Below are 19,163 nucleotides of genomic sequence, written 5' to 3'. Positions count from 1 at the left end.
CGGAAAAACAGTGCCCGGCATAAAAACCGGGCACAGAACGAGCTTCAGGAGACTTTTTCGATTTTGGCCGGCAGCCCTTGGCGGGCCGAGGCGCCGCTGGCCCAATCCACCAGAGGGTATGAACCCGAGCGGCTGGGATCCAGTACGGCGAGATCGTTGAGGTTAACCCCGGCACGGATCAGCGGGTTGGCGGCAACCTGCTTGTCATCTATGCTGAATGCCCGCGCGCCGAGCTCCTTGTGACCAAAGCCGTGTTCGATGGCGATACACTCGGGATGCACGCCGGCGACGCATTCCACCAGTGCCAGCACACTGCCGTTGGGGGTGCTGATTTTCACGGTATCCCCCGTGGCTATCCCCAATCTTTGGGCCGTGTCTTTATTGATCCGCACCGGATTATTGGGGTGCACCTGTCTGAGCCTGTCAGAGCCGATACTCATAGAGCTCATGGTGTGTGACTTGTAACTCGACAGCAACATGGGCCAGGACTGGCGGTCGAAGGCTTGCCTGAGGTCTGTGCCATCGGCCAGGCGTTGACCATAACTGCGCGGACAGCCACTGAGAAACTCGCCGCTCTGGGAGTGACGGCGACTACCCACCTGAGGGTTCCACAACATCATAGGCTTGGGCCAGACCTTGGTGGGGTTGCCCTCAGCGTCCCTGGCCTTGTTCATCGATTCGAAACGGCCACCGCGGGCATAGAGATAAGCCACTCTTGATGCTTCCTCTTCACCGAGACGAGCCTTGAGTTCGGGAATGATCCTGGCAACCCCGGACCAATAGAGATCTTCCTTGCCTATGGCGGGGACTTTTTCTCCCAACCAGGCGACGTTGGCGGCGCCGTAGAGAGAAAAGTCGGCGGCGCGAGTCAGCGGGTGGCGTGTGCCATCATGGGCCAGCACCGCATTTTCACCGAAGCCGGGCAAGGCCAGCGCCATGGCAATCCGGGTAAGAAAGCTTTCCATGCACACGGGATCACCATCCACTGTGTGCTCCACCCTGGGTTTGACTATCGGCCAGCGGCCGGTGGCAATCTTGGTCATGGTGCCCTGCCAGGCCGAGGTCCAGCCCCAGGACTCATAGGTGAGGGTGTCCGGCACTATATAGTCGGATAACGCCGTGGTTTCGTTGATAAAGCTATCGATACTGATAAACAGCGGCAGCACCTTGGGATCTTTGAGTTTATCGCCTATGGCGGCGCCGAGCCCGGCCTGACCATAGACAGGGTTGCCCATATGGTTGATCCAGGCCTTGAGCGAATAAGGGTAACCGTTGACCGCCGCAGTTAGATGCTCGCTCAACATGGGCGCCGAGATCGGGAACCATGGCTCCTTTGCCGGGTAGGGCGACTCGCCGGCCTGCTGCTTGCGCTTGTATTCCGAGCTTTTTTCATAGGGGAAACGGGAGCGCGACAGGAATACTCCCTTGGGCTGCACCATGCCGTCAAACTCGGCCAGGTTGTAGCGTGGGCCTTTGCCGAAGGGGGGGAAAGTACCGCCCTTGGCCAGCGCGCCGCCCTTTTGGTTGATATTGCCTATCATGGCGTTGAGCATCATGATGGCCCAGGCGGTATAGAAGCCATCACTGCTCATGGTGCCGCCGTGGCTGATCACCGCCGCCTTGCTGCCATGGCTGGTGAATTTGTTGGCCAGGGCTTCAATCTCATCGACCGGCACATCGCATTCGGCGCTGTATTGCGCCAATGTCTTGAGCCGGGCCGATTCGGCCAGCAGGCTGAAACTGCTCTTGCAGGCCAGGCTCTGGCCATTTGGGCCTGTGAGTCTGTGGTCCACTTCGAGCTGCGCCTTAGTGCAGGCCTCGGCGGCCATGGGTTCACCGCTGACGGCGTCCAGCACCAGCAAGGGGTCTTCATCGCCGAAGGGTTTGCCGCTGAAGGCCAACCCCAATTCGCTGGCGTGCAGATACTGGCCGTATCTCGGATGCGCCTGGTCTGAATGCACCAGGAAACCGGCATTACTGAAACCGCGGAAACCGGCGGCTTTGGCGGCCTTGACATTGGGAGCGCTGAGAAACTCGGCGCTGTAGCGCTGATTGTCGATGATCCAGCGCAGCATAGCCATCGCCAGCGAGGCGTCTGTGGCCGGGCGGATTGGCAACCAGACATTGTCCGGCGCCGACGCCAGATTGGAGGTGTTGGGCAGCATGGGCGAAACCACAACATAGCTGAAGTTGCGGTTGTTGACCCTGGCATTGGCCATTTGCCGCGCTTGGCGCTTGAAGGGGTTGCCGGATTGCTGCGGTGAAGTGCCGATGAACAACAAGAACTCGGCATGATCCCAGTCCGGTTTCAAGTGGGCGTACTTTTTCAGATCGTCCAGCAAGGCGCCGGCACCGGCCCGATAGCTGAAGCCACAGTAAGAGCCGTGGTTGGCAAAGTTACGGGTGCCGAAGCTGTTGAAGGTAAAGCGTTTTATCAGCGTGTCCCGCCCCTCATCCGAGGCGTTGCTGACCAATAGCTGATTGGCCTTGGGGCCATATTCAGGGTTGGCGGGATCCAAAGGCGTGTTGAGATCGCGAATCGCCCTGAGTCCATCCACATGGCCTTCACCAAACAGATCGCCACCTTCGACAACCTCCTTGAGCAACTGCTCGAATGCTATGCTCTGCCACTGGCCCGAACCTCTGGGGCCGACCCGTTTCAGGCAGCGTGTTACCCGATAGGGGCTGTCCAATAACTCCAGCATGGCGTTGCCGCGGGCGCAGGCGGTGGAACGCCCGGCAAGCCCCTGTTCTTGCCAGGCGCTGGTGGCCACCAGGGCATCGCGCACCGGGGTGTCAAAGTCCAGGTGTTCACGGGCCGACAGCGGATGATAAGGATTACCGTTGATACGGATAATGCTGTCGGTTTCATTATCGATACGGGCCCGCACCCCGCATTTGGTCCAGCAGCCGAAACACATGGTATTGGCCAGACGCTGGTTGTCATTGGCGCTCAGTTGGCCGCTATTCAGGTCGACCTTGAGTTCAGGTGCCAGCGAGTTGCCATGAATCGCTTCTTGGGTATTTTTGCCCGAGCTGCCATTGACCAGGCCCTTGCCCAGCTGGGTTAGGGTGTGGCTGTAGCCTGCAACAAATAGTCCGGTACCACCTGTGATGGCAGCCCCTTTGATAAAACGGCGTTTACTCTTGTCCATTATGCGGCTCCTTTCAGTTCGGTGGCAGACTGACGTATCAGTTCGGAAATCAGGGTGATCAGGGCCAGCCATAGGCCAAAGGTACCCAGGATCCCCAGCAGCCCCTGTGGGCCCCAGGGCAGTTCATAGAAGTAGGTGCCGGCGCCATACTTGGGATCCGTCTGCGCCTGGATAAGCACCAGCCAGCGAAAGCCCCAAGCCAGGTGGATGGCGGCAAAGCTGCCAAACAGCAAGGCCCAGCGGGGCAGATGTCTGAAGGCCAGCAGCAGCGCCAACAAGGCCAGGGTTGCCAGCACCCAGATAGCGGCCAGCTGCCAACTGGGGCTGTCGCCGAGCAGCAATCTGGCTTCATTGGCGCTGTTGCCGCCACTGATAGCCCAGCCGATAAGCAACAGGGCAAACAGGGCGAAGGAGCCACGCAGCCAGAGCAGCAGCTGTTTGTCTGTCTCCTGCTTATGACCATTGAACAGGCGGTTGAGCCAAATTAGCATGCCGCTGCCGGCGGCCAGGGCGCTGGCGGCAAACAGAGGCGGCAGCCAGTAGCTGTGCCACAGCGGTCTGGCCTTGATGGCCATGGTTTCCATGCCGGTGTAGAGGGCGATACTCAGGCCGCTGAGCAGGGCAACCCAGGCTAGAGGCTTGAGCCAGGGCTCGCCTTGCCAGTTCCCCAGGCGTAACCAGTATCCCAGGCGGCTCCAGCCATCTTTGGGCTGAGTCGGAAGGGAAGGGCGCAGCAAGAGGTAGGCAAAGGCCAGCGCCGCTGCCATAAATAGCGGCAGTAACCAGGCGCCATACCACATCCAGGAATCCAGCCTGAGCTGCATATAGAAGTGCCAGGCGCGGGCGGGTTGGTGCAGATCGGCCAAGAGTGCCACAGGTGCCACTATGGCTGTGCTGAGGATCAGGCTGCCACAGAGTGTCAGCAGGCGCTTATCCTTGGCGCCGGGGCGGATAATGGTCAGCGCCGCAATCCACACTGCGGAATAGGCCAGTCCCATCATAAAGAAGTATTGCACCGCCCAGGGTAACCAGGTGATGGCGATATCCGGGGTCAAGATCTCTTTAATGTCCATGGTGCAACTCCTCTCCAGTGGCGGTCATCAGGCTGCGAACCGGCGCTTCGCCGCGGATCCTTTCTTCAAATGCGGCTGTCATCCCCAGATAGAATACGCAGGGCGAGGTTTCGGCCGAGGGCTTGAGTACCTTGATCTCGTCTCTGTGCTCGGCCAGCATGCGACTGATTTGGCTGCCGGGATCGTTGAGATCGCCGATGATCCTGGCCTCACCGACACAGGTTTCGACGCAGGCCGGTAGCAAGCCCGCTTCCAGCCGATGGGCGCAGAAGGTGCACTTGTCGGCGGTGTTGGTGTCATGGTTGATAAAGCGCGCATCGTAGGGACAGGCCTGGACACAGTAACCGCAGCCGACACACCAGTGGCTGTCGACTACCACTATGCCGTCCTGGCGCTGGAATGTGGCGCCTGTGGGGCAAACCGGGATGCAGGGTGGGTTTTCGCAGTGATTGCAGAGCCTGGGCAGCATCATAAAGGCGCTTTCCTGCCCTTGGGTCACTTCATACTGGTTGACTGTGGTACGAAACTGCCCCAGTGGGGGTTGATTTTCTATGGTGCAGGCGACAGTACAAGCCTGGCAACCGACGCAGCGGCGCAGATCGATCAGCATGCCATAGCGTTTGCCACTGGTTGCCTGGGGCTTGGAAGTCGATGCCTGGGCGACGGGCAAAAACGCAGCTCCGGCGCTGATGGCGGCGATTTGCCCCAGTAGTTGACGTTTACTCTTGTCCATACAGACTCCTGAGTCTTGCGGTGATTGGAAACCCACCGGGCTCCTGTTGCCTGTATTCTCGGCAACTGGCGCCCCTGGTCTCTATAGTGGTTTTCCACATATCGGGGCTGCTATTGATCCAGCGCAAGAAATTGAGGCTAGAATGGCGGGCAGACTGATGTTGCCCCTGCCGCTTGTGGCCGCAACATTTCCTAACCGGAGCTAAAACCAAGAGATGAGAATCCTGTATCTGCTGTGTTATCTGTTTGCGGCTGTACTGCTCGGCCATTGGTCGTCAGCTGCGGCAGCGACTGAGCCTTTGCCGGTATCAGGCCCAGCTATGACAAGCGGAGCGCTGACCGATAAGGCCGTGGTGGATATAGGTGTGTTGGCTACCCGGGGCTACAGCGACAGCATTAACCGTTGGCAACCCACCATGAATTGGCTCGAGCAGCAGATCCCGGGATATTACTTTCGCCTGCACCCCTTGACGCTGGAGCAGCTGTCGCAGGCGGTGGCCGCTCAGGAGCTGGACTTTGTGATCACCAATCCGGGCCAATCTGTGCTGTTGGCGCGGCAGTATTCCTTAAGCTGGCTGGCAACCCTCAAGAGCCGCCTCAATGCCGGTGAGCCGATGCAGGTGGGTTCGGCGCTGGTGGTAAGAAGCGAGTCCAGCCTGCAACATCTGCAAGATCTCAGGAACAAGCGCCTGGGGATAGTCTCGACCCAGGCCTTCGGCGGCTACCTGACCTTGGTGTATGAAGCGCGGCTCAAGCAGATAGACCTGCCAAGCTATGTGGCCGAGATCCAATCTTTGGGATTCCCGCTGGATAATCTGCTCTATCGCCTGCGCGATGGCAGCATAGACGCCGCCGTGGTGCCAGTCTGCCAGTTGGAGCAGATGGCGGCGGAGGGGCTTATCGATGCCGGGCACTATCGGGTGCTGGACAATCAGGCACCGGCAGGGTTTGCCTGCGAGGTGTCGACCCGCCTCTATCCCAACTGGTCTATGGCCAAGACCAGTCGTGCCAGTCAAGGGCTGGCCAAGCAGTTGACCCAGGCCCTATTGGCACTGCCGGAAGACAGTGAGGCGGCCAAAATGTCCGGCTCGCTGGGGTGGACCACGGCGGTCAGTCAACTGGCCATTGATAAGCTGCTCAAGGATCTGGACCTGCACCCATTGCAGGCGCCTTGGTGGCAAAGGGCGCTGCAGTGGCTCAAGGCTCACAGTCATTGGGGCTGGAGCTTGCTGGCGCTGCTGGTGCTGCTCAACGGTTATCACTTCTGGCTCGAATACAGTTTCAGCCGCCGCGGCCGGGAACTGGCCAAGGCCCAGCGGCAACTGAGTGAAAACCTCAGTTTGCTGGAACATGCCCAGCGGGCGGCGGTGGCCGGTGAACTGGGGGCCAGTCTGGCCCATGAGTTGAACCAACCTTTGGCGGCCATAGGCAACTATTGCCATGGCGCCAGTGTCAGGCTGCAACAGGGGCAACTTGACAAGTTGCCGCTGGCACTGGAACAGATACAGTCGGAAGTGGGCCGCGCCCACGGTATCATTCAAAGGCTCAGGGGGCTTTTGAAAAAGCGCCCGCCGCAAAAACAGTTGCAGCCGTTCAGCCCCTTGCTGAGCGAGACGCTTATTCTGCTGGGGCATGAATTGGAGAAACAAGCGATCCGCGTCGATTGGCAGATTGTCGGCGAAGAAAGACCCATGCAACTGGATACGGTCGCCATGCAGCAACTCTTGTTGAATCTGCTTAAAAATGCCATCGAAGCCTTGGCTGAAGAGCCTAAGGCCGAGCGCCTTATTGCGCTGCGGCTGGATTATCAATCTCAGCCCGGCAAGCTCTTGCTGGAAGTGCAGGACAATGGCCCTGGACTTAAACAGGATGGCAAGAGCCTGATGCAGGCCTTTACCAGTACCAAGACAGATGGCCTGGGGCTGGGGTTGGTGATCTGCCGGGAAATCGCCGAGAGCCATGGCGGCAGCATCAGCCTGCTGCAGCCGCCTGAGGGCGGTTGTCTGGTCACAGTGTTGCTGGCTTAAACCCGTTTTGCCAAGGAGAAAGAAAAATGCCGGGACAATTTGCTGCTCAAAACAGTTCACCGACCGATGACAAGCGTCAGTCAGTCTATCTGGTGGATGACGATGATTCGGTGCGGCGCTCGTTGGGGTTTATGCTGGAAGGCTATGGTTTTGAGGTGCAGGCCTTTGAAGATGCCGAGCATTTTCTCAAGGCGCAGCTGTTGGATCTGCCCGGCTGCCTGATCCTCGATATGCGTATGCCAGGGCTCAGTGGGGCGCAGCTGCAGCAACTGCTCAACGAGCGTAATAGCCCGCTGGCGGTGATCTTTCTCACCGGCCATGGCGACGTGCCGCTGGCGGTGGATGCACTTAAATCCGGCGCGGTGGACTTTTTTCAAAAACCCGCCGATGGTGCTCGCCTGGCCGAGGCGGTCACCAAGGCGCTGAGTCACTCTGCCGAAATCGCCAAGCGCCGAAAGCTGCAAGGCATCTACCAGGCGCTGACTCCGAGGGAGAAAGAGATATTGCATCTCATCGCCAAGGGCTATAAGAACCAGCAGATAGCCGACGAACTCTGCATCGCCATGCGCACAGTGGAGATCCACAGATCCAACCTGATGAAGGGCATGCAGGTGAGCTCGCTGGCTGAAATGTTGTTGATTTATGCCGGGATAGAGACAGAGTTTGAGTAACTCGGGTCAAAAGTCTTCGGCGGCAAAAGAATGACCTTTGATTCGGGTTTATGAGCGGGATTTATCTGCGGCTGTCGTTTTATGGCCACAGAGGGTAAAATAGCGGCCCATTTTTGCGTACCGGATCTGTGAATGCCAAGCTCTATCGATGCCAACCGCCGTTTTTCCATTGCCCCCATGCTGGATTGGACGGATCGCCATTATCGTTACTTTGCCCGGCTGATGTCGAGTCAGACGCTGCTCTACACTGAGATGGTGACCACAGGCGCGATACTACATGGCAAGGGCGATTATCTGGCTTATAACCAGGAAGAGCACCCGCTGGCATTGCAATTGGGCGGCTCCAATGTTGAGGATCTGGCCCGCTGCGCCGAAATCGCCCAGCAAAGGGGGTATGACGAAGTAAACCTCAATGTGGGGTGCCCTTCGGATAGAGTTCAGAACGGCCGCTTTGGCGCTTGTTTGATGGAAGAGCCAGAACTGGTGGCCCATTGCGTCGATGCCATGCGCCAGAAGGTGGATATTCCGGTGACGGTCAAGACCCGCATCGGCATAGACGACAAAGATTCCTACGAATTTCTTTGTGACTTCATTACCAAGGTGAGTGCCGCCGGCTGCGATACTTTCATCATTCATGCCCGCAAGGCCTGGTTGCAGGGGCTCAGTCCCAAGGAAAACCGTGAGATCCCGCCATTGGATTATCCCAGGGTGTATCAATTGAAGCAGGATTTTCCCGGCCTGCATATCAGCATCAATGGTGGTATCAAGAGCTTTGAAGAGATGCATGCCCATCTGGCCCAGCTGGATGGGGTGATGGTGGGGCGAGAAGCCTACCAAAATCCCTATCTGTTGGCCGAGGTGGATCAGAAGATCTTTGGCCTCGATAGCCAGGTTATGAGTCGCGATCAGGTGGTGGATGCCATGTTGCCCTATGTGGAAGCTCATTTGCAGTCGGGTGGCCGCTTGAATCATATCAGCAGACACATGACAGGCCTGTATCAGGGGATCCCCGGCTCTCGCAGTTGGCGCCGTCATCTGAGCGAGAATGCCCACAAGCCGGGTGCCGGCATAGAAGTGCTGCTTAAGGCTCGTGAAATGATGCACAGCGGAGTTTGACTTTGCTGTAATACCCGAGTGGTGAAAATCGCTATGGTGATAGTGCTTTTTACCAACAGATAGGAAATTGCTGTATTTTTGTGCTGTCACGGTCAGTCATTCTGTGTTAATGATTGGCCATTTTTATTTTTATTTCATTTAATATCATATCCTTAATCGAAACTTTTCCCAGTTGGCACGCCCTTTGAATTAGTCATCTTGACCGCTGACCCGTTCAGCTTAACCAGAAAGGGATGACAAGCATGAAAACTTCCAACCTGACTATTCAATCTCTGTTTCTTGGCGTTGTTATGGCTTCAGCCAGTGTTTCAGCCCAGGCCGATGTACTGCCTACCCAACCTATCTTCAGTGCTGTTGAACAGAACCTGAGTCAGCAGGCTCAGACCATGTTGCTCAGTGCCAAGCGCGAAATGCTGGCCTCTCTGCAACAGGAACTGGAGCGTAGCGTGGCCCAACTGAGCGACGAGATGACTCAAGAAACCCTGAGTCAGATCACCGAGTTACCCGTGGAGACCAGTGTTCTGACCCAAGCCAAGGATTGAGGTGCCTATGTGGATAAATAGCACTTTGGCACTACTGATGTTTCTGCCGTTGCTTGGTTACACCCTGATGGCGTTGTTAGCCTGCGGTGCCCGGCAGATACAGTTAACGAGATAATCGGAGTCAGTTATGTTTGATTTGGAACGTACACTCAAGGGAAATTCTTCCATCGTCTGTGGCCTATGCCGCGATATGGCCGAGCGTTTTGGCTGGTCGGTATTCTGGACCCGAATTGTTGCCGCAGTCATCACTCTGATGCACCCATTGCTTGGATTGACGGCTTACTTTGCCCTGGCACTGCTGTGGCCCAAGTGGGTGAAATGAGTATGTATAACAGGAGTCGAAACAAGCACAGAAGATATAGGTTGCTGTCTCAGTTACTGGTGTGGAGCATAGTCGGCGCGCTGATCCTTATGGTCTCTCTGCTCAGCCGCGAGTTTATGTCAGTGGGGATCTGGGGTAGCCCGTTTTTATGGCTGGATGCCGAAAATTGGAGCTGGGTGTTGACCCTGATAACCGCGATGCTGGCATTGGTGTGGGCCGCAATGACTTTCAGTGTGTTGGCAGTGGTGTGCGTACTTTGTGTTGCTGCGGCATTACTGATGTTTATCAGCGGCTTTGCAATGATTTGGCCGGTGCTGGTTTTGGCATTGGCAGTATGGGGAATAGGCAAGTCCAGTCAATGGCAGGAGTAGTGTTGCTGCGACTGGCTTGGTGTCAGCCCAGCCGCAGCAACATTGGATTCAGCTTCGATGATTTAACCTTTGTTGAGAAACTGGCGGAAAACCGCTTTGGCTTCATCGCTCTGCAGACGCTGGCCGAAGAGTTCCAACTCCTGATGCATCTGGTGTTGTACCCGGCTCTTGTGTGGCCGCATAAGTTGTCTGGTGAGTTGCAGCGCCTGAGGTGGCTTGGAAGCCAAGGCTTTGGCCTTTTCCAGCGCATAAGGGAAGAGCTCTGCCGGACTCAACATGCGGTTGATGAGTTTGAGATCCAGCGCCGTTTCGGCATCGAAACTCTCGCCCAGCAACAGCAGCTCAGAGGCCTTTTGATAGCCGACCAATTCAGGCAGTAGCAGGCTGGAGCCGGCTTCAGGCACCAGTGCCAGGTCGATAAAGGGCAAGCGGAACTGGGCTGTATTATCGGCATAGACCAGGTCACAATGCAGCAATAGCGTGGTGCCGATTCCGACAGCGGCTCCGCTGACAGCGGCGACCAAGGGCTTTTTCAGCTCCAGCAGGCAAAAGAGAAATCGCACTGCAGGGTGGTTGGGCCCCAGATCCGGCTGCTTGAGAAAATCAGCCACATCATTGCCTGAAGTAAAGCAGTTTTCACTGCCTGTCAGCAGAAAGGCGCGGATCTCGTTGTCCGCTTCCCCCTGGATCAGGTATTCTGTAAGCTGCTTATACATATCGAGATCGAGGGCGTTACGTTTATCCGGGCGGTTAAAACGTATGATACGTACACCCTGCTCATCCTGAACCTGAATCGTGCTCATTCGTTGTTTCCTTTACTGACGAAATGGGTTTTACATGGAGTTTAAGACATAGATGGCGATATTCAAACAACTGTTTAAAGTTATCTTGCTGGCCGGTATCAGTGCCAGCGCCTTCGCCTCGAACATAATGCTCGAACAAGGATATATCCGGGCCATGCCCGCTTCTGTTCCCAATACGGCGGCGTATCTGACACTCAGCAACCATGGCGCGGCGACTGAGCTGGTTTCTGCCAGCACCCCTGTGGCCCGTGAAACCATGCTGCATACCCTGATTGAAGAGGACGGCTTGGTTAAAATGCGCCATGTGGCGGCTTTCCCGCTGCCTGAGCATGGCCAGTTGACGCTACAAAGCAGCGGCGATCACATTATGATCATGGGCCTCAAGGCGCCGTTGCAGTTGGGGCAAAAAGTGCCTATGACACTGAGTTTTGCCAATGGTGAAACCCTCAATATCGAACTCGAAGTAAAATCCCCCCATGATGCTCCTGCAGCGCAAGAGCATCATCACCATCATTAAGGAGAACCCGGGATGCAAATGACATGGAAAAAAGGTGTCGGTGCTGCGGCCATAGTGTTCGTTATCGCATACGGCATCAGTGTTTGGTGGAGTATTGAACCCGATGTATTGACCCCTGAGGTGATGACATCGGAAAAAGGCGAAAAGATAACAGGTTATGCCACCACCAGCGCGCTGATAAATACCATGGAGACCTTGCTGGATAAGCAAGGAGGTTGGTTGTCCAACGACATGATGCCGCCTTCTGTGATGATGGACAACATGCCGGCGTTTGAATTCGGCGCCCTTGAGCAGGTGCGGGATCTTGCCTTGATCATGCGTAAAGAATTCAGCCGTTCTCAGTCACAGTCCACTGCCGATAAAGATCTGCTGGAAGCACATTCCAAGCTGAATATCGAGCATACCAGTTGGCTGGTGCCCAGTGCCGAGAGCGAATATCGTGATGCCATCAAGCTATTGAAGGTTTACCGGGCGCGGATGATGGATCCCAATAACCCGGATGCTCAGTTTTATGCTCGCGCCGATAACCTCAATGAATGGTTGAAAGAGGTGCAGAAGCGTTTGGGCAGCATGTCGCAGCGTCTGGCAGCCAGTGTGGGTCAGGAGAGGTTGAATACCGATCTTGCCGGCGACAGTGCCGCGCGTCAGTCGACCCCCAACCTGGAGAGCCAGCAGATTAAGACCAGCTGGTGGCAAATAGACGATGTTTTCTATGAATCCAGAGGCTCTGCCTGGGCCTTGCTGAATTTCATGAAGGCGGTAGAGGTCGATTTTGCCGACGTACTGAAGAAAAAGAATGCCGAAGTGAGTCTCAAACAGATCATCCGTGAACTGGAAGCGACTCAGCAAACAGTCTGGAGCCCAATGATCCTCAACGGTTCCGGATTCGGTTTGGTGGCCAACCATTCCTTGGTGATGGCCAACTATGTGTCCCGCGCCAATGCCGCGGTGATTGATTTAACCAACTTGCTTTCACAGGGTTAATTTATGAAAAAGACTTTATTGGCGACAGCCTTGCTGGCTTCTTTGATGGCGACCTCCGCCCAGGCAGCAACAGTCGTAGGCTTTAAGGTAGGCGCCGATTACTGGAAAGGAGATGCCAGCGGTACTTTTGCCGAGAAAGGCCAGCCGCAGCAGGAGTTCAACTATGACTCTTCCGCCCAGTACAGCCTTTGGTTCAGCGTTGAGCACCCTGTGCCACTGCTGCCCAACCTGAAGATCCGCGAAAACCGCCTGAAAGAAGATGGCGCGATGAGCAATGCTAACTTCAGTTTCAACGGCCACACCTTCAGCGGTGATGTGTACGCTACGGCCGACCTGAGCAACACAGACTTTATCCTCTACTATGAGTTATTGGACAATGACCTGGTTGCTCTGGATGTGGGTGGTGCCTATAAGTTGATGGATGGTTCTTTCCGGGTGGCTGACAAGGGGCATCCGGAAGAGCGTGATATCGACAGCGGTGTTGTCATGGGTTATGCCAATGCCGAGGTGGGCCTGCCTTTCTTTGGCCTGTACGCCTTTGCCGATGTGTTGGCCGGTATCAATGAGTCCAGTGTTTATGACTATCAAGTAGGCCTGGGCTGGGAGTTTGATGGTGTAGCGCTGGATACTCGGGTGCGTGCCGGCTATCGCGACTTTAAATTTGACGTAAACGGCTTCAATGGCATGAGCAGTAATATGCAGTTTGACGGCTTCTTTGCCGGTGTGGAACTGGTGTTCTAATTCCGTTATCCGTTGATAAATGACAATAAAAAACCGCCAGCTGGCGGTTTTTTATTGGCTGAGCTCCAGCTTATTGCTGTGCAGGAGTTGTCAGGCCGTTGTTGATTGAGATGACATCATCTTCATTCAGGGTGCCTGTGGCCTGCTTCAGTGCCAATATCGACTTGATATAGCCGTAACGGGCGTTGGACAGCTGGCGTTTGGAATCATACAGATCCCGGGTACGGTTCAGCACGTCAACTATGGTACGGGTACCTACTTCAAAACCGGCTTGAGTGGCTTTCAATGCACTTTCGGAAGAGAGCACTGACTGCTCATAGGCCTTGATGGAGCTGATAGAAGCACCAACATTGTTGAAGTTGTTGCGAACATTTTTGACTACCTGGCGGTAGGTCTGCTCCAATCTCTGACTGGCTTCAACATAGGCATATTGCGCTTGTTTCACCTGAGAGCTGACCTTGAAACCTTCAAAGATAGGTACACTGAGGTTAACGCCTACGGTACCGTTATCGAAATCAGGTTGGTTCTGACTGCCGATTTCCTGCTCCAGGCCCTTGGTATAACCGGCATTCAGGCTCAGAGACGGCATATGGCCGGCCTTATAGAGGCTGATGGTTTCCTGAGCGATATCTTTACCGATACGCTGGGTCAGCAGGTCGACACTGTTGGTCTCGGCCATTTTAAGCCAATCGTTTGGCATGGCTGGAGTTGGGCTGGCCGCAGAGAAACGGTCTGTATCCAGAATGTCGATGCTCTTGTGATCTATGCCGGTGATTTCACGCAGGGCTTCATAGCTGTTGATCAACTCGTTCTCGGCCAGGATTTCGGCTGCGGTCGCCAGGTCATACTGAGCCTGTGCTTCATGGACATCGGTAATGGCTGTCAGACCAACAGCAAAGCGCTGTTTGGTTTGCTCCAATTGCCGCTCAATGGCACGCTTCTCGGCGCCTTTGAACTCGTAATTGTCCTTGGCGGCCAACACGTCAAAGTAAGCGGTTGTTACCCGGGTGATCAGCGTTTGCAGGGCTGAGGCATAGACGGCGTCGGCCTGTGATGCGGCTTTCTCCGCCAGGCTTAAACCGACCCAGGCAGAATGATTATAGATGACCTGGTTAAGCTTGATTGCACCTGTCAGGCCACTGGTGTCATCAGAGGGATCGTTCCAGGCTTTGTCATAACCGACATTGGCACTGATAGTCGGCAGCAGAGGTGCACGACTTTCTTCAATTTTTTCATACAACTGGTCTCTTTTGGCCTTGGCCTGGAGCACCACTGGATCATTGGTTAATGCCTGCTGATATATCTGAAGTAAATCGTCGGCTTGAACGGCCGGGGCAGAAACTGCGAGCGTTAACGCCGCGCATAAAGTGCGGATCTTGAATTTCATTGGCTGTCCTTATAGACAAACACCCTGTGACGGGCGGTTTCAACTTCGTTAGACTGTTAATGCCTTTGATAAAGGCGGTTTGCGCTTCCCGACGCTTCCCGATACAGCAAAACTTAATGGTTTTGATACTAAAAAATCAACCGTTTTCAAGTCAATTCGGAAGTGTAACAGATTTTATTGGTAAATGGTGCCGGGTGGTTTGAAATTGCACCTTTTATAGCTAAAGCGGAGTGAAAATGGCAGTAGAAAAATTCACCAAAGAGGATGTTCAGGTGCTGGGGCAGCGCACGTTATACCGGGGATTTTTCCGGATGGAGGAATACCGTTTCCGTCATCGGCTGTTTGCCGGGGGCTGGAGCGATGAAGTGACTCGCGAGGTATTTGAGCGCGGTCACGCTGTAGTGGTTTTGCCCTATGATCCGCGAGAAGACAAAGTGGTGTTGATTGAGCAGGTGCGGTTTCCTGCGCTGGAAACCAGTGAATCTCCTTGGTTGCTGGAGTTGGTGGCGGGTATGATTGCCCCCGGCGAAGTGGCCGAGGAGGTCGCCAAACGGGAACTTTTGGAAGAAACCGGACTCAACTCCAGTGCAATTTCGGCCGTAAGCAGTTATCTTTCCAGCCCCGGAGGTTGTAGTGAGCGTTTCTACTTCTATTGGGCTGAGGTGGACTCATCCAACGCAAACGGGCTGCACGGCTTGGCCGAAGAGCATGAAGACATTAGGCTGCATGTGCTTTCCCGCACTGATGCTTATGCCAAGGTGCTGAGTGGCGAAATCGACAATGCTTCGACTGTACTCGGGCTGCAATGGTTGCAGCTCAATTATCAAAATTTACTGCAGGCCAATGAACAAGAGAGACAGTGACAAGAAATACCAGCCGGATGTCAGCCGCTTTTTAGCCTTGTGTGGTCGCAACTACGGCCATATTCAGCGCTGGTTACCGGATGAGGGGGAAGTGGGCGAAAGCTGGCAGGTAGAAGGGGATTTCGGTTGTCTGGATGTCGAGCTGCTGGAAAATACCCGCTATACCCAGCTGGTGAGTATTTCCCGTCATGTGGGGAAGGGCGGATTAGTGCCTGTCCCCAAAGTTACCGTGCGGATTTATCATGATGCTAAATTAGCAGAAGTGTTAAGCAGCCGACAGATTTACCAATTGCGGCCAGTGTATGATTATCCGAACTTACGCATGTATCACCGCGATGAAAAGTACCAGGTAAACGCCTTCCTGGAGGAGTTATTGAAAATAGACTGTCAGGCGCGCCTCGTTTGTCAGTCCTGAGATTGGGTAATCAAAGTGCTGAAAGAGGCAATCACATACGGTATTCCTGAGGACAAGAGCGTTCGTTTGGTGCAGATCACAGATCCTCACCTGTTTGCCGAACCTGAAGGACAGCTTCTTGGCGTCAATACCGCCAACAGTCTCAACGCCGTTATCAATACTATCCAGGCCGTCAAGTATCCCGCCGACATGCTGCTGGCCAGTGGTGACATCAGTCAGGATTATTCCGGTGAGTCATACCGTAACTTTGTTGAAGCGATCAAGCCGTTAAACCTTCCCTGCCACTATATTCCAGGTAATCACGACGACCCCAGGATCATGTATTTGCATATGCAGGGCGAGCGTGTCTATGGTCACAGGCGGGTGTTGGCCGGGAATTGGCAGATTATCCTGCTGGACTCTACAGTGCGGGGAAAACCCGGTGGTCATATGGCCGAAAGCGAAATTGAGATCATCCGTAGTGCCATCGCCGCCGAACCTGACAGGCATGTGCTGTTGGTGATGCACCATAACCCTGTGTTGGTGGACTGCACCTGGTTGGATCAACATTGCATGGACAACGGTGCCCAGTTCCTCAAAGAAATGGGGCGTTACCCTCAGATAAAGGGCATGCTCTGGGGTCATGTTCATCAGCAACTGGATACTGAATATCAGGGGGAAGGTCACAAGCTTTCCTTGATGGCGACACCATCGACCTGTATTCAATTCAAACCCTTGTCGTCCTATTTTGCGCTGGATGCACTACAGCCAGGCTACCGTTTACTGGAGCTCAAGCCAGATGGTAGCATGCTCACCAATGTTTATCGGATCCCGGGCGAACGCTTCGCACCGGATGCTGAGGCCAGCGGCTACTGAGTTTGTTTTGGAGCAGTGGCCCCTTGTGAGGAACTATGCTGCTCTATATTCACGGTTTCAACAGTTCTCCCTTGTCTGACAAGGCTGTGCTTACCCGTACCTATATTGAACAACACTTTCCCGGTGTGCGACTGGAACAGCCACAACTACCCACTTCGCCCAAGGTGGCGATGGAACTACTGATTCAGTTGACCGAAGCCGCCAAGGCCAGCGGCGAGCCACTGGCGTTTATCGGATCATCCCTCGGCGGTTATTTTGCCTCTTGGTTGGCAGAGCGTTATGGCGGCAAGGCGGTACTGATTAACCCGGCGGTGCGCCCCTTTGAGCTCTTTGGTGATTATTTGGGGGCACAGTACAATCCCTATATCGATGAGCACTACCAATTATTGCCGGAGCATCAGCTACAGCTGATTGAATTTGATACGCCGGTCATTCTCAATCCGGATCGTTTTTTTGTATTATTACAGACTGCCGATGAGGTACTGGATTATCGCCAGGCCCTGGGCAAATATCACTGCTGTGAGATGCTATTGGAAAGCGGTGGAAACCATAGTTTTGTGGGTTACGGTGACAAGCTGGGCTCAGTCTGCCGTTTTTTACACTTATCTTGACAATCAGATCCTCGCGGCCCACCATGGCCTGAACATAAAAGACAGTGTGCGCTATGACCAATCAATACACCTCCGATGCCATTGAAGTACTGAACGGACTGGATCCGGTAAAACGCCGTCCCGGCATGTATACCGATACCACTCGACCCAACCATATGGGTCAGGAAGTCATAGATAACAGTGTCGATGAGGCCTTGGCCGGGTTTGCAACTCGAATCGATGTGGTGTTGCACACAGACAACTCCCTTGAAGTTACAGACGATGGCCGTGGTATGCCGGTGGATATTCACCCTGAGGAGGGGATCCCCGGGGTCGAGCTGATCCTGACCAAATTGCACGCCGGTGGTAAGTTTTCCAACAAAAACTATCAATTTTCCGGTGGTTTGCACGGGGTGGGGATCTCTGTGGTCAACGCTCTTTCTCGAAGAGTCGAGATCACTGTGCGCCGCGATGCCAAAGTCTATGAAATGGCCTTCGAGCATGGCGATAAGGTCGAGAGTCTCAGGGAAACCGGTACCTGCGGGCGCCGCAATACCGGCACCCGGGTGCAATTCTGGCCTGAGCCCAGCTATTTTGATTCGCCCAACTTTTCGGTCACCAAGCTGACTTACCTGTTGCGGGCCAAGGCAGTGCTCTGCCCCGGGCTCAGAATTCGTTTCACCAACAAACAAAACGCTGAGGTCCATGAGTGGTTTTATGAAGAGGGCCTGACCGACTATCTGAAAGATTCCCTTAAAGAGGCTCCGGCTCTGCCACAGGAGCCTTTTGTTGGTAGTATCAAAACCAATTTGGAAGCCGCCGATTGGGCCATTACCTGGCTGCCCGAGGGCGGAGACAGTATCAGCGAAAGCTATGTTAACCTGATCCCAACGCCGCTTGGTGGTACCCATGTGAACGGTTTCCGTCAGGGACTGCTCGAGTCGATGCGTGAATTCTGTGAGTTTCGCAACCTGATCCCAAGAGGAATTAAGCTTAGCCCGGAAGATATCTGGGACAAGGCCAGTTTTATTCTGTCGGTGAAGATGCAAGATCCGCAATTTGCCGGTCAGACCAAGGAGAAACTCTCCAGCCGCCAGTGCTCTGCATTTGTGTCGGGTGTGGTGCGTGATGCCTTCAGCCTCTGGCTCAACAGCAACACAGATCAGGCCGAACTGCTGGCCGAAATGTGCATCAATAACGCCCAGAAGCGTCTCAGGGCGGCGAAGAAAGTTGCCCGCAAGAAGGTCACTTCCGGCCCTGCTCTGCCCGGTAAACTGACCGACTGTACCGGCCAGGACCCGGCGCGTTCCGAGTTGTTTTTGGTGGAAGGGGACTCGGCCGGTGGCAGTGCCAAACAGGCCAGAGACAGAGAATTTCAGGCGATCATGCCGCTGCGGGGTAAGATCCTCAACACCTGGGAAGTGGAAGCGAGCCAGGTGCTGGCCTCTCAGGAAGTGCACGATATCTCAGTGGCCATAGGCTGCGATCCCGACAGCGACGATATTTCCGAACTCAGATACGGCAAGATCTGTATTCTCGCCGATGCCGACTCAGACGGTTTGCACATAGCGACCTTGCTGTGCGCGCTGTTTCTGAAGCACTATCGCACCTTGGTTGAAAAGGGGCATGTGTATATCGCCATGCCGCCACTGTTTCGTATCGATATCGGCAAAGAAGTGTTTTACGCTTTGGATGAGCCTGAAAAGCAAGGCATTCTTGACCGGATTGCCGCAGACAACAAGAAAGGTAAAGTGCAGGTCACCCGCTTTAAAGGTCTGGGTGAGATGAACCCACTGCAACTGAGGGAAACGACCATGGATCCCAACACCCGTAGATTGGTGCAGCTGACGATAGACGATGTCGACGAGACGGTGGCATTGATGGACATGTTGCTGGCCAAAAAGCGTTCGGGTGATCGCAAGTCGTGGCTGGAAACCAAGGGAGACCTTGCTCAGCTGTAATCGCCCTTGATGTGCCAATAACTATAAAATTTAAAGGC

The 19,163-nt window shown here is 54.7% G+C and carries 19 protein-coding genes; 14 read left to right on the top strand and 5 right to left on the bottom strand.

All coding sequences use genetic code 11. From position 1 onward, the window contains the following. Nucleotides 1-44: 44 nt before the first annotated feature. The 3 genes from SIL79_RS03525 to dsrO are packed head-to-tail and all read right to left on the bottom strand — an operon-like array spanning nt 45 to nt 4,961. On the bottom strand, nt 45-3,155 hold the full coding sequence (locus tag SIL79_RS03525) for a tetrathionate reductase subunit A (protein WP_144361040.1): 3,111 nt from the start codon (nt 3,153-3,155) through the stop codon (nt 45-47). Continuing rightward, nucleotides 3,155-4,228 carry an NrfD/PsrC family molybdoenzyme membrane anchor subunit gene (gene nrfD, locus SIL79_RS03520; RefSeq protein ID WP_162206923.1) on the bottom strand — a complete coding sequence of 358 codons (1,074 nt, stop codon included), beginning with the start codon at nt 4,226-4,228 and terminating at the stop codon, nt 3,155-3,157. Before nrfD ends, SIL79_RS03525 begins: the two co-directional genes overlap by 1 nt. After that, a complete protein-coding gene (gene dsrO / locus SIL79_RS03515; protein ID WP_025009348.1) occupies nt 4,218-4,961 on the bottom strand; it encodes a sulfate reduction electron transfer complex DsrMKJOP subunit DsrO in 744 nt (247 codons plus the stop codon). The genes nrfD and dsrO overlap by 11 nt, the downstream gene beginning before the upstream one ends. 214 nt (nt 4,962-5,175) lie before the next feature. Here dsrO and SIL79_RS03510 point away from each other — a divergent pair, with 214 nt between their 5' ends. The 6 genes from SIL79_RS03510 (at nt 5,176) to SIL79_RS03485 (ending at nt 10,009) form a co-directional block, all read left to right on the top strand. Next, complete coding sequence (locus tag SIL79_RS03510; RefSeq protein WP_162206922.1) at nt 5,176-6,987, top strand: sensor histidine kinase; 1,812 nt, start codon at nt 5,176-5,178, stop codon at nt 6,985-6,987. Between the two features lie 26 nt (nt 6,988-7,013). Further along, on the top strand, nt 7,014-7,658 hold the full coding sequence (locus tag SIL79_RS03505; RefSeq protein WP_052248120.1) for a response regulator transcription factor: 645 nt from the start codon (nt 7,014-7,016) through the stop codon (nt 7,656-7,658). Between the two features lie 132 nt (nt 7,659-7,790). After that, entirely contained in the window at nt 7,791-8,774 is a 984-nt protein-coding gene (gene dusA / locus SIL79_RS03500) for a tRNA dihydrouridine(20/20a) synthase DusA (RefSeq protein ID WP_162206921.1), read from the top strand. A gap of 242 nt (nt 8,775-9,016) precedes the next feature. Beyond that, nucleotides 9,017-9,316, top strand: coding sequence for a hypothetical protein (locus SIL79_RS03495; protein ID WP_039034481.1), 300 nt, complete (start codon nt 9,017-9,019; stop codon nt 9,314-9,316). A gap of 127 nt (nt 9,317-9,443) precedes the next feature. Continuing rightward, on the top strand, nt 9,444-9,638 hold the full coding sequence (locus SIL79_RS03490; RefSeq protein WP_025009353.1) for a PspC domain-containing protein: 195 nt from the start codon (nt 9,444-9,446) through the stop codon (nt 9,636-9,638). A gap of 41 nt (nt 9,639-9,679) precedes the next feature. Beyond that, a complete protein-coding gene (locus SIL79_RS03485) occupies nt 9,680-10,009 on the top strand; it encodes a hypothetical protein (protein WP_025886876.1) in 330 nt (109 codons plus the stop codon). A gap of 62 nt (nt 10,010-10,071) precedes the next feature. On the opposite strand, the gene SIL79_RS03480 is transcribed toward SIL79_RS03485, so the two are convergent. Then, a complete protein-coding gene (locus tag SIL79_RS03480; RefSeq protein ID WP_039034482.1) occupies nt 10,072-10,812 on the bottom strand; it encodes an enoyl-CoA hydratase in 741 nt (246 codons plus the stop codon). Nucleotides 10,813-10,864: 52 nt separating this feature from the next. Between SIL79_RS03480 and SIL79_RS03475 the strand changes: the two genes are divergently transcribed. From SIL79_RS03475 to SIL79_RS03465, 3 genes are read left to right on the top strand one after another with little or no spacing between them, the layout of a single operon-like run. Further along, nucleotides 10,865-11,329 carry a copper chaperone PCu(A)C gene (locus SIL79_RS03475; RefSeq protein ID WP_071476828.1) on the top strand — a complete coding sequence of 155 codons (465 nt, stop codon included), beginning with the start codon at nt 10,865-10,867 and terminating at the stop codon, nt 11,327-11,329. Between the two features lie 12 nt (nt 11,330-11,341). After that, nucleotides 11,342-12,313 (top strand): DUF2333 family protein, encoded by a 972-nt coding sequence (locus tag SIL79_RS03470; protein WP_319618973.1) that lies wholly within the window; start codon nt 11,342-11,344, stop codon nt 12,311-12,313. Nucleotides 12,314-12,316: 3 nt separating this feature from the next. Continuing rightward, complete coding sequence (locus tag SIL79_RS03465; protein WP_039034485.1) at nt 12,317-13,054, top strand: TIGR04219 family outer membrane beta-barrel protein; 738 nt, start codon at nt 12,317-12,319, stop codon at nt 13,052-13,054. Between the two features lie 70 nt (nt 13,055-13,124). Here SIL79_RS03465 and tolC read toward each other — a convergent pair whose 3' ends face one another. Further along, complete coding sequence (gene tolC / locus SIL79_RS03460) at nt 13,125-14,441, bottom strand: outer membrane channel protein TolC (protein WP_039034486.1); 1,317 nt, start codon at nt 14,439-14,441, stop codon at nt 13,125-13,127. 236 nt (nt 14,442-14,677) lie between these two features. Between tolC and nudF the strand changes: the two genes are divergently transcribed. Genes nudF through parE form a run of 5 tightly spaced genes read left to right on the top strand, consistent with a single transcriptional unit; the run spans nt 14,678 to nt 19,125 of the window. Beyond that, complete coding sequence (gene nudF, locus SIL79_RS03455) at nt 14,678-15,304, top strand: ADP-ribose diphosphatase (RefSeq protein WP_039034487.1); 627 nt, start codon at nt 14,678-14,680, stop codon at nt 15,302-15,304. Continuing rightward, the gene (locus SIL79_RS03450; protein WP_039034488.1) at nt 15,285-15,719 is read left to right on the top strand and encodes a DUF1249 domain-containing protein; all 435 of its coding nucleotides are present in this window, start codon (nt 15,285-15,287) and stop codon (nt 15,717-15,719) included. The genes nudF and SIL79_RS03450 overlap by 20 nt, the downstream gene beginning before the upstream one ends. Nucleotides 15,720-15,734: 15 nt before the next feature. Next, nucleotides 15,735-16,574: a 3',5'-cyclic-AMP phosphodiesterase gene (cpdA, locus tag SIL79_RS03445; RefSeq protein ID WP_039034489.1), complete on the top strand. Its 840-nt coding sequence runs from the start codon at nt 15,735-15,737 to the stop codon at nt 16,572-16,574. Nucleotides 16,575-16,609: 35 nt separating this feature from the next. Next, on the top strand, nt 16,610-17,185 hold the full coding sequence (locus SIL79_RS03440) for a YqiA/YcfP family alpha/beta fold hydrolase (RefSeq protein WP_319618972.1): 576 nt from the start codon (nt 16,610-16,612) through the stop codon (nt 17,183-17,185). Between the two features lie 53 nt (nt 17,186-17,238). Further along, nucleotides 17,239-19,125, top strand: coding sequence for a DNA topoisomerase IV subunit B (gene parE, locus SIL79_RS03435; RefSeq protein WP_071476826.1), 1,887 nt, complete (start codon nt 17,239-17,241; stop codon nt 19,123-19,125). Nucleotides 19,126-19,163: the final 38 nt, after the last annotated feature.

This window comes from Shewanella indica (assembly GCF_033842865.1).
Classification (GTDB): domain Bacteria; phylum Pseudomonadota; class Gammaproteobacteria; order Enterobacterales; family Shewanellaceae; genus Shewanella; species Shewanella indica.
This window is presented reverse-complemented; position numbering and strand designations above follow the sequence as displayed.

Coding starts and splice junctions, on each gene's coding strand:
- SIL79_RS03525 (WP_144361040.1), bottom strand. CDS start 3,155: ATGGACAAGAGTAAACGCCGTTTTATCAAAGGGGCTGCCATCACAGGT.
- nrfD (WP_162206923.1), bottom strand. CDS start 4,228: ATGGACATTAAAGAGATCTTGACCCCGGATATCGCCATCACCTGGTTA.
- dsrO (WP_025009348.1), bottom strand. CDS start 4,961: ATGGACAAGAGTAAACGTCAACTACTGGGGCAAATCGCCGCCATCAGC.
- SIL79_RS03510 (WP_162206922.1), top strand. CDS start 5,176: ATGAGAATCCTGTATCTGCTGTGTTATCTGTTTGCGGCTGTACTGCTC.
- SIL79_RS03505 (WP_052248120.1), top strand. CDS start 7,014: ATGCCGGGACAATTTGCTGCTCAAAACAGTTCACCGACCGATGACAAG.
- dusA (WP_162206921.1), top strand. CDS start 7,791: ATGCCAAGCTCTATCGATGCCAACCGCCGTTTTTCCATTGCCCCCATG.
- SIL79_RS03495 (WP_039034481.1), top strand. CDS start 9,017: ATGAAAACTTCCAACCTGACTATTCAATCTCTGTTTCTTGGCGTTGTT.
- SIL79_RS03490 (WP_025009353.1), top strand. CDS start 9,444: ATGTTTGATTTGGAACGTACACTCAAGGGAAATTCTTCCATCGTCTGT.
- SIL79_RS03480 (WP_039034482.1), bottom strand. CDS start 10,812: ATGAGCACGATTCAGGTTCAGGATGAGCAGGGTGTACGTATCATACGT.
- SIL79_RS03475 (WP_071476828.1), top strand. CDS start 10,865: ATGGCGATATTCAAACAACTGTTTAAAGTTATCTTGCTGGCCGGTATC.
- SIL79_RS03470 (WP_319618973.1), top strand. CDS start 11,342: ATGCAAATGACATGGAAAAAAGGTGTCGGTGCTGCGGCCATAGTGTTC.
- SIL79_RS03465 (WP_039034485.1), top strand. CDS start 12,317: ATGAAAAAGACTTTATTGGCGACAGCCTTGCTGGCTTCTTTGATGGCG.
- tolC (WP_039034486.1), bottom strand. CDS start 14,441: ATGAAATTCAAGATCCGCACTTTATGCGCGGCGTTAACGCTCGCAGTT.
- nudF (WP_039034487.1), top strand. CDS start 14,678: ATGGCAGTAGAAAAATTCACCAAAGAGGATGTTCAGGTGCTGGGGCAG.
- SIL79_RS03450 (WP_039034488.1), top strand. CDS start 15,285: ATGAACAAGAGAGACAGTGACAAGAAATACCAGCCGGATGTCAGCCGC.
- SIL79_RS03440 (WP_319618972.1), top strand. CDS start 16,610: ATGCTGCTCTATATTCACGGTTTCAACAGTTCTCCCTTGTCTGACAAG.
- parE (WP_071476826.1), top strand. CDS start 17,239: ATGACCAATCAATACACCTCCGATGCCATTGAAGTACTGAACGGACTG.